This is a genomic window from Moraxella sp. CTOTU48841 (assembly GCF_032061225.1).
Lineage (GTDB): Bacteria > Pseudomonadota > Gammaproteobacteria > Pseudomonadales > Moraxellaceae > Faucicola > Faucicola cinerea.
Map to the genome: position 1 here is coordinate 95528 of NZ_DAMBFQ010000001.1, position 8983 is coordinate 104510.

Here is an 8983-nt window from a genome sequence, read left to right on the forward strand (position 1 = left end):
CGGGTCGGAATGTCACTATTGATGATATCAATGGTTTGATTTTCGGGGATTTGACTCTTAAGGATTTGATTTTGGGGGATTTGATTTTTCATTAACACAACGATAAATGTTATTTTTTATAAAAAAGTAAAAACTAAGAAAGTCATAGTCTATCTTAGTTTTCATGTCATCCATGTAAAGACTTGCGACAGTGATACAAGTTTAGCTCACCTAGGGTTTAGTCAGTCACCACTTTAACTTGCAACCCTGCACTATTGACCAGTTCAGCAAAGTTAGGGAAACTGGTATTGACCGTTTCGGTACCATGAATGGTAATCGTATCGCTTGCGCGCAAACTTGCCACAGTAAAACTCATGGCAATGCGATGGTCATGGTGACATTCAATGTCTCCACCGCCAAACACCTGTGCCACATCACCGCGACCTTCAATTTCAATGCCATCATCGAGTACAGTACAGGCAATTCCTAAAGTTTTTAGCCCATCTGCCATGACTTGAATACGGTCAGATTCTTTAACGCGTAATTCAGCTGCGCCATGTAGCACGGTTTTACCCGTGGCACAACTTGCTGCCACAAACAGAACAGGGAACTCATCAATGGCGAGTGGCACCAAGTGCTCAGGAATCTCAATACCTTGCAATTTCGAAGATTTCACCACGATATCGGCAACTGGCTCACCGCCAACGGTGGTTTCATTGGTCAATGTCAAATCAGCACCCATCAGCTTTAAGATATCAATCACGCCGGTACGCGTGGGATTGATGCCCACTTTGTTGATGGTCACATTGCCTTGTTGGGCGATGGCGCCTGCCACCATAAAAAATGCCGCAGATGAAATATCAGCAGGCACTGCGATATCACATGCCGTTAATTCGCCGCCCCCTGTCACACTAATTTGATTGCCATTGTGCACTTTTGACACTGTCACAGGATAACCAAATGCCGTCAGCATGCGCTCGGTATGATCGCGCGTCACTTCTGGCTCAATCACCGTGGTAGTGCCTTGTGCCCATAGCCCTGCTAGTAGCAGACACGATTTGACCTGTGCTGATGCCATCGGCATTTCATAGCTGATACCTGTTAACGTTTGATTACCGGTGATGCTAATCGGCGGCGTGCCTTTTTCGCCCGTGGTTTGGATTTTGGCACCCATCTCACGCAGAGGCTTGGCGACCCGCTCCATGGGACGTTTGGATAAACTCGGGTCGCCCGTCATTACCGAATCAAATTTTTGTGCTGATAAAATACCTGATAACAAGCGCATACTGGTGCCTGAATTACCCATGTATAGCGGATCATGCGAGGGTTTTAACCCATGTAATCCAACCCCATGAATCACTACCCTGCCTTGGTTTGGACCTTCAATCACTACGCCCATATCACGAAAGGCTTGCAAAGTAGCGAGTGCGTCTTCACCTTCCAAAAACCCTGTCACCGTGGTGGTACCTTTGGCTAACGAACCAAACATAATCGAACGGTGAGAGATAGACTTGTCACCTGCGACGGTGTGACTGCCTTCAAATTGTTGCGCTGGGGCGATAACGTAAGTTTGCTTCATGGCTTGTTTTTCCAAATAAGGCGTTTTATTTAACATATGTCCAAAATGTTGTCGGGCGGCTTGGGCTTGGGTTAATATACCTAGCATCTGCTCAGAATCATTAGTCTCGATAATTGCTTTCAACTGGCTTAACTGCTCACTAAACTCATCAATGGCATCGAGGAGCGCGGTTTTATTGGCATAAAAAATATCATGCCACATGGTCGGGTCGCTGGCGGCGATACGGGTAAAATCCCGAAAGCCCCCCGCCGCAAAACGAAAAATATCCATATTGTCGTTATGCTTGGCTAGTTGAGCAACTAGATTGTAGGCGAGCAAGTGGGGTAAATGACTGGTACGCGCGAGCACCTTATCATGATAATCCGCTGGCATGGTTACCACTTCTGCGCCAGTCTGCGCCCATAGTGCAACCACTTTTTTAACGGCTTGTTTGCTCGTGGTATCTAGCGGCGTTAAGATAATTTTATGGTTATCAAATAATTTGGCATTACGCGCATCAATCCCTGATTTTTCTGCGCCCGCAATTGGATGGGCTGGCACAAAACCTTTGGGCATATCATCACCAAACACCGCGCTGGCGTCTGCGATGATATTGCCTTTGGTACTGCCCACATCCATGATAATGGTTTTTTCGGTAATAAAGGGTTTGATTTGTTCAAAAATCTTTTTGACCGCCTGTACCGGCGTGGCTATCACCACCAAATCTGCCCCTTGCACCGCAAGCGTAGCATCATCAAATCCTGCATCAAGCAGTCCGTAGTTGATACCTTTATCAATGGTTGATTGTGAACGGCTGACCGCCACAATTGATTTGGCCAATTTTTTATCACGCATGGCTTGTGCCAAACTTGCGCCGATGAGCCCTAGCCCAATAAAACACACTTTTTCAAACATTTAACTTACCGATTTTTTATAATTTGCTAAAAAGACTGCCAATGCAATCAAAATCCCACCGAAAATAGTGCTGATAGTTATTGTTTCGCCCAATAAAACCACACCCAACAATACCGCAATGAAGGGAATAAAATAAATATACAGTGAGGTTTTTACCACGCCCAAATGCTTATTGGCATTGGTCCACAACACAAAACACAAAGCGGAAGCGATACCCCCTAAAAACAGCAAATTTGCCAGATTAATGGGTGTAAACGCATGAAGGTTGATAAAGGCTTCACCTGTCACAAGCATATACAGCGACGCGGTGATTATGCCATACAAAAACACTTTACGCATGCGCACCATCGGGTTGAGCGCATCTTTAATGGCACTGTTAGCAAACCCAAAAAATGACCATGCCAACCCACTTAATAGCGCCAAAATATTACCTAGCATGCCATTGGTTAAATTCATCGGCTGATTCGCCAATACCAACGCCACGCCAACCAACGCCATCACACAGGCAATCAACAGCAACTTGCTAAAGGCATGGGTTTTAATGATAAAACTGGCAATCAGCACCGTAAACAAGGGGGATGCTGTGACTAGCAGCGCCGCGTTACTGCTATAGGTATATAGCAATGCGGTATTTTCTAGCAAAAAATACAAGGTGATGCCGCATAGTCCCGATAAGAAATACAACACTTCGTTTTTTACACTGCTAAAGGTTTGCAGTCTAGGTGACATGGCAAACAATAACCCATAGGCAAATACCGACCGATACAGCAAAATCTGAATGGGTGACATATCCGCCAACAGTACCTTAGTGCTTGCTAAGGTCGTGCCCCAAACGATGACCACAAATAACGCTAAAAAATGCCAAAATACTTCACGATTTTTTTCTAACATTTTTTCTAACATTGGCTTAGCTCAATACCTGCGCCAACGTATCTAAAAAACGGTTAATTTCTTCAGGCAAACCCACACTCACGCGTATCCAGGCTGGCAGACCGTAGCCAACCATCGGTCGCACTACCACACCTTGCTCAATTAAAGTTTGGTAGATGTCCATACCATCGCCGACATTGACCATCACAAAGTTGGTGGCTGATTTGACATAGACGACACCTAAGCTATCCAATCCATCATATAAGGCTTGTTTTTGTTCATGGTTAAACGCCAAATATTGGTTAATAAAATGTTGGTCTTTAATTGCCGCTGTGGCGGCGGCATGCGCCAATGTACTGGTATTAAACGACTGGCGCGTATAATTTAAAATCTCGGCAATGCTTGCGCTGCTTACTGCATAACCAATGCGTAAGGATGCCAGTCCATAAGCTTTGGAAAAGCTACGTAGCACAATGACATTGTCATACTCTTGGGTCAAATCTACACAGCTGAGCGTTGGCACAAATTCGATGTAAGCCTCATCAATCACCACCAACACCTCCGATGGCACTTTTTTGATGAATTTAATCAAGTCATCTTTGGCGAGCACGGTGCCTATGGGGTTATTGGGATTGGTGATAATCACCATTTTACAATTGGCGGTTTGATTGACCGTCTCAAGCATCGCAGGCAAATCATGAGCAAAATTTTTGGCAGCGACTTGTTGGGTTCGCTCACTAATACCCAAAGACGCCAACTCGTAATCCGAAAACGCGTATTGAGAATACACAATCACATCATCGCCATCGGCAAAGCTTGCGGTAATGTTATTAAGTAACTCATTAGAGCCATTACCCAACACAATTTGTTTTGTTTCGCAGCCCAAAAAATCAGCTAAGGCTTGTTTAAGCCCCTGCCCTGCGCCATCGGGATAACGCGACAATTCCCCCAGTTTTGACGTGATTGCCAAGGTCACATGCGGTGAGCAGCCCGTTGGGTTTTCATTGCTCGCCAATTTGACGATGTCACCCAAGCCATACTCACGGGTCAGATCTTCATTGGATTTATCCATTTCATAAGCTTTTAACTGCTCAATACTGTGATTGACCGATTGGATCGTCATATCAAAACCTTTAGTTGATGATTGATACTGATAAAATTTTATTGCCAAAAACGGTTAAATCACCGCTTTTGGATAAGCGCCTAATACCCGTAAATCTTTGACTTGCGGGCGAATCTCAGCGAGCGCTGCCTGCATGTTGGCATCGTCAATATGACCGAGCATATCAATAAAGAACACATACGCCCATTTGTTTGGACGCTCTGGGCGGGTTTCGATACTGGTCATCGATACGCCATGTTTTGCGAGTGGCTGCAATATTTGAATCAGCGCGCCTGCCTGATCTTTGGCTGCCACTAAAATCGAGGTCTTATCTTGACCTGACGGCGCTACTGCTTCGCGGCCAATGATTAAAAAACGTGTGGTATTGGACGGCGTATCTTCGATATTTTCAAATAGTTTGTGCAAATTATATTCGCTTGCTGCCACTTCCCCTGCAATGGCGGCTGAGTGCCACTCATTTTTGATACGGCGCGCCGCTTCACCATTGCTAGAGACTGCGACACGCTCGACATTGGGATAATGGGTATCTAACCATTGGCGGCATTGGGCAAGCGCTTGGCTGTGGGCATAAATTTTTGAAATTGCGCCCACTTTGGTATGCTCACCCACCAAAAATTGATGATGCACCGGTAATTCCACCTCGCCAATGATTTTCAGATCGGAGGATAAAAAACCATCAAGGGTATGATTGACCACGCCTTCTGACGAATTTTCCACAGGGACGACGCCATACATGGCAGAGCCGGCTTCCACTTCACGAAACACATCAGCAATGGTCGATAGCGGCACTGTCGTGGCGGCTTTACCAAAATGCTTCAGCGCTGCCATGTGAGTAAAGGTACCTGCAGGACCCAAATAAGCAATTTTTTGTGGCGCTTCTAAGTCTAAACACACTGACATGATTTCGCGGAATAAACGTGCCATTTTATCGGCAGGGAGTGGACCCTCATTACGCGCCATCACTTTTTTTAGCACCTGCGCTTCCCGCTCTGGGCGATAAAAAATCGGATTGTCTTCTTGCGTCTTTTTGGCTTTGGCTACTTGCACCGCATAGCCTGCTCGCTCGTTGATTAATCGCTGGATTTTTTCATCCACTTCATCAATTTTTTGGCGAAGTCCCATTAATTCATCATTGCTCATCGTTTGTTCATTCATAAAATTACAACTCAACAGTCAACACTGACCTGCGCGATAGGATTGAGGGTCATAAGTCACAGGCAGCCTAGCTTGAAATATACCTTGAAATATACAAAGTTACCAAATGGCTTTATAGCAGAAATTGCCTAATACTAGCACAAATCACGCCTGTTAATCGAGTTTCGCTCGGCGCTTTTTCATCACAAATAGTGATATAGACACAATATTTTTGGCATACCCTAAAAAAAATTGGATTTTTCTGCTTGGTGCTTAACAAATACTTGCAAAATAGAAAAAAAACTAGCGATTGTCACAATGTTTGTGATAGCTTTTAAGGTAAGTTAACTAACATTGAATGAAACCATACCATTTTGTCCCTGAACCATTTTGTCCCCGATAGGTTATCAGAGACATGCAGCAATTTGAAATTTAGGAAAGTACATGACTAGCAGCTTAAACCAACTAAAAATGATGACAACCATTGTAGCAGATACTGGGGATTTGCAAGCGATTGCCCGCTTAAAACCAGTCGATGCGACCACCAACCCAAGCTTGATTACCAAGGCATTGTCAGCGCCACAAATGCAGCCTATTTTAATTGAGACCTTAAAAAAATACCCCAATGATATCGATGCGGTGATTGATGAGCTCACCATTTATATCGGCACCGAAATTTTAAAACTGATTGATGGTCGTGTTTCCACTGAAGTGGATGCAAGGTTGTCTTACGATACCGATGGCACAATTGTCAAAGCACAGCAATTTATCAAAGCGTATGAAGCCGCTGGGATTGATAAAAAACGCGTACTCATCAAAATCGCTGGTACATGGGAAGGCATCCAAGCCGCCAAAGCGCTAGAGCAACAAGGTATCCATTGTAATGTAACGCTGCTATTTGGCTTGCACCAAGCTAAAGCCTGTGCCGATGCTGATGTTACCTTGATTTCGCCATTTGTCGGACGGATTTTGGATTGGCAGAAAAAAGATGAAGGAATCGATAGCATCGAAATCAGCCGTGATAAAGGCGTGAACTCAGTCAAAACTATCTATCATTACTTCAAACAACATGGCTACACCACCCAAATCATGGGCGCGAGTTTTCGCAGCATTGAGCAAATATTGGCATTGGCAGGTTGTGATTTATTAACGATTGCGCCTGATTTGCTAGACCAACTTGCCACGATGGACGTCAAAGTCGAGCGTCAGCTATTCCCCGACATGAAATTTATTGACCTCAAAAAACAAACCCTCGATGAGACCCAATTTGCTGAGCAACATGCGCTTGATCCTATCAGCCAAGAATTATTATCTGCTGGTATTGAAGGCTTTATCCAAGCTCGAGAAGCGTTAGAGCAAACCTTGAGAGGCTTGGTTAACTAAGCTTTATTCATTAAAACTTTGATGAATAAAGCTTGGTTCATTAAATTTTTGTTAGCGGCTAATCATGTCCTTTAATCATGATTAGCCCCATGCCAACCTACTAACCTTTAGCTTGCAACACAGTATAAAGTGGTATATCTAGCGGTTGATGCAAATCCACCAAATCAAGTAACACAAGTGCGCCTAATACTTGATGTCCTGCGGCTTCACAAAGCCCCACCGCAGCGCTCAAGGTACCGCCTGTCGCCAATATATCATCCACCAACAACACATTCGCGGGCGCAAGTCCCGCCTGCATCTCTAAAGTATCACTACCATACTCTAGCGCATAGCTTTTATTCGCCACAGGCGGTGGCAGCTTGCCTTCTTTGCGTACCAATACCATGCCCTTGCCTGTTCGACCCGCCAACAGGCTAGCAAAAATAAACCCCCGTGCTTCAATGGCGCCAAAGCAATCGACCGCATCGAATACTGGCTGTGGTATCGCTGCCAGTAACGCATCAATTACCGTATTGACGTGAGCGCGCAATAATGGCGTGATATCATAAAACGCAATGCCTGGTTTGGGAAAATCAGGTACCACTCTGATGATTTGCCAAAATGGGTGTGGTGAATCAGGGGTGCTAGTCGATTGCATAGGATTGACCGAGTTCAGAAAAAATAAGTGTTAAGTAAAAATTAAGTGTTAAGTAAAAATTAAGTAAAAAATTGCTAAAGCGTGCCTTATTTTAGCAATTTTTTCATGCTGAGCCAATCAAGGTCATGGATGGCGTTAAGCCATTACTTTAGCCATGATTAATAGGCTGTGATTGGGCGAACTGATTTAAAGATTTGCAGTATGAGGTTGAATGTTGCCTGTCATTGGCTTGCTTGTTTCAGTGCATACTTGTAAACTATCGCAAGTTAAATTTTTAGGTGATTGCGTGAGTTTTGCATGGTTAACATACTGCTCGGCATTGTAATTGCAATTTTTATCCTTATCTTCAATAGCAAAAGTTACCACTAATATAGGGAAAGTTATCAATGAAAAAATATCAATGTATCGTGTGTGGTTGGGTGTATGATGAGGCACTGGGCTGCCCAGAAGAAGGCATCCTTCCGGGTACACGCTGGGAAGATATTCCCGAAGATTGGACTTGCCCTGAATGTGGGGTTGGTAAAGTGGACTTTGAAATGATTGAACTATAATAAATATAATAAGGTTTTATCATGCAATCAACTAACAATGCCAATAGTGCGAGTGTCGATATTGCCAGTGACAATAGTGTAAGCTTAGACAGTATCATGTCAAATGATGCGCCTATTGCGCAACTGTCAAATACAGAACCACAACCTGTAATCATTATTGGCTCAGGGATGGCGGGTTATACGCTAGCGCGTGAGCTCAGAAAGCTAACGACTAGCTTGCCTATCGTCATGGTGTGTCAAGACAGTGGTGATAGCTACGCTAAGCCAACCTTGTCAAATGCCTATGCGCAAAACAAACTTGCCGATAGCATTGCCAACGCGAGCGCGGCAAAAATGGCAGAAACGTTAAACCTGACCCTATTAAATTTTCATCAAGTCATTGATATTAATGCCGCTGAACAAGTTATTGTGGTTCGCTCGTTAATCAATGAAGCGTCTCAAACAACGCTTGCTTATCGAGATTTGGTATTGGCGACAGGCGCGCATTCCAGACTGTTACCCAATCTAGCTGTCAATCACCAAACCATTTTTGCCGTCAATCATCTAGATGAATATAAAAGCTTTCAGCAGCGCCTAAACACCCTAAAATCTCAAAAATCAGCGCCGGTTAAGGTAGCGATTATTGGTGCTGGATTGATTGGTTGTGAATTTGCCAATGATTTGATTGGTCAAAATACAGATAACCAGACCGCTGACATCACAGTGGCAGTCTTTGATAAAGCGGCACGCCCACTGGCTCAGCAACTACCTAGCGAAGCAGGTATCATGCTACAAGACGCTTTGACTCAGTCAGGGGTGACATTTTATTTAGGCACTGATATCACCAGTATCAC

At 44.3% G+C, this 8983-nt stretch carries 8 protein-coding genes; 3 read left to right on the top strand and 5 right to left on the bottom strand.

The genetic code is table 11. From position 1 onward, the window contains the following. Positions 1–217: 217 nt before the first annotated feature. The 4 genes from RT034_RS00355 to pheA are packed head-to-tail and all read right to left on the bottom strand — an operon-like array spanning position 218 to position 5600. Positions 218–2452, bottom strand: coding sequence for a bifunctional prephenate dehydrogenase/3-phosphoshikimate 1-carboxyvinyltransferase (locus RT034_RS00355; protein WP_313012275.1), 2235 nt, complete (start codon positions 2450–2452; stop codon positions 218–220). Then, positions 2453–3343 (bottom strand): DMT family transporter, encoded by an 891-nt coding sequence (locus RT034_RS00360; protein ID WP_313012279.1) that lies wholly within the window; start codon positions 3341–3343, stop codon positions 2453–2455. A 16-nt stretch (positions 3344–3359) separates the two neighbouring features. Continuing rightward, positions 3360–4445, bottom strand: a complete 1086-nt coding sequence (gene hisC, locus RT034_RS00365) for a histidinol-phosphate transaminase (RefSeq protein ID WP_313012282.1) — start codon at positions 4443–4445, stop codon at positions 3360–3362. A 54-nt stretch (positions 4446–4499) separates the two neighbouring features. Further along, positions 4500–5600, bottom strand: a complete 1101-nt coding sequence (gene pheA / locus RT034_RS00370) for a prephenate dehydratase (protein ID WP_096488894.1) — start codon at positions 5598–5600, stop codon at positions 4500–4502. A 423-nt stretch (positions 5601–6023) separates the two neighbouring features. On the opposite strand from pheA, the gene RT034_RS00375 reads away from it, so the two are divergent. Next, on the top strand, positions 6024–6962 hold the full coding sequence (locus RT034_RS00375; RefSeq protein WP_313012285.1) for a transaldolase: 939 nt from the start codon (positions 6024–6026) through the stop codon (positions 6960–6962). A 100-nt stretch (positions 6963–7062) separates the two neighbouring features. On the opposite strand, the gene RT034_RS00380 is transcribed toward RT034_RS00375, so the two are convergent. Further along, the gene (locus tag RT034_RS00380) at positions 7063–7599 is read right to left on the bottom strand and encodes an adenine phosphoribosyltransferase (protein WP_313012287.1); all 537 of its coding nucleotides are present in this window, start codon (positions 7597–7599) and stop codon (positions 7063–7065) included. 386 nt (positions 7600–7985) lie between these two features. Between RT034_RS00380 and RT034_RS00385 the strand changes: the two genes are divergently transcribed. Beyond that, positions 7986–8150: a rubredoxin gene (locus tag RT034_RS00385; protein WP_007116674.1), complete on the top strand. Its 165-nt coding sequence runs from the start codon at positions 7986–7988 to the stop codon at positions 8148–8150. Between the two features lie 21 nt (positions 8151–8171). Then, on the top strand, positions 8172–8983 hold an 812-nt coding region (locus RT034_RS00390), incomplete at its 3' end, for an FAD-dependent oxidoreductase (RefSeq protein WP_313012290.1).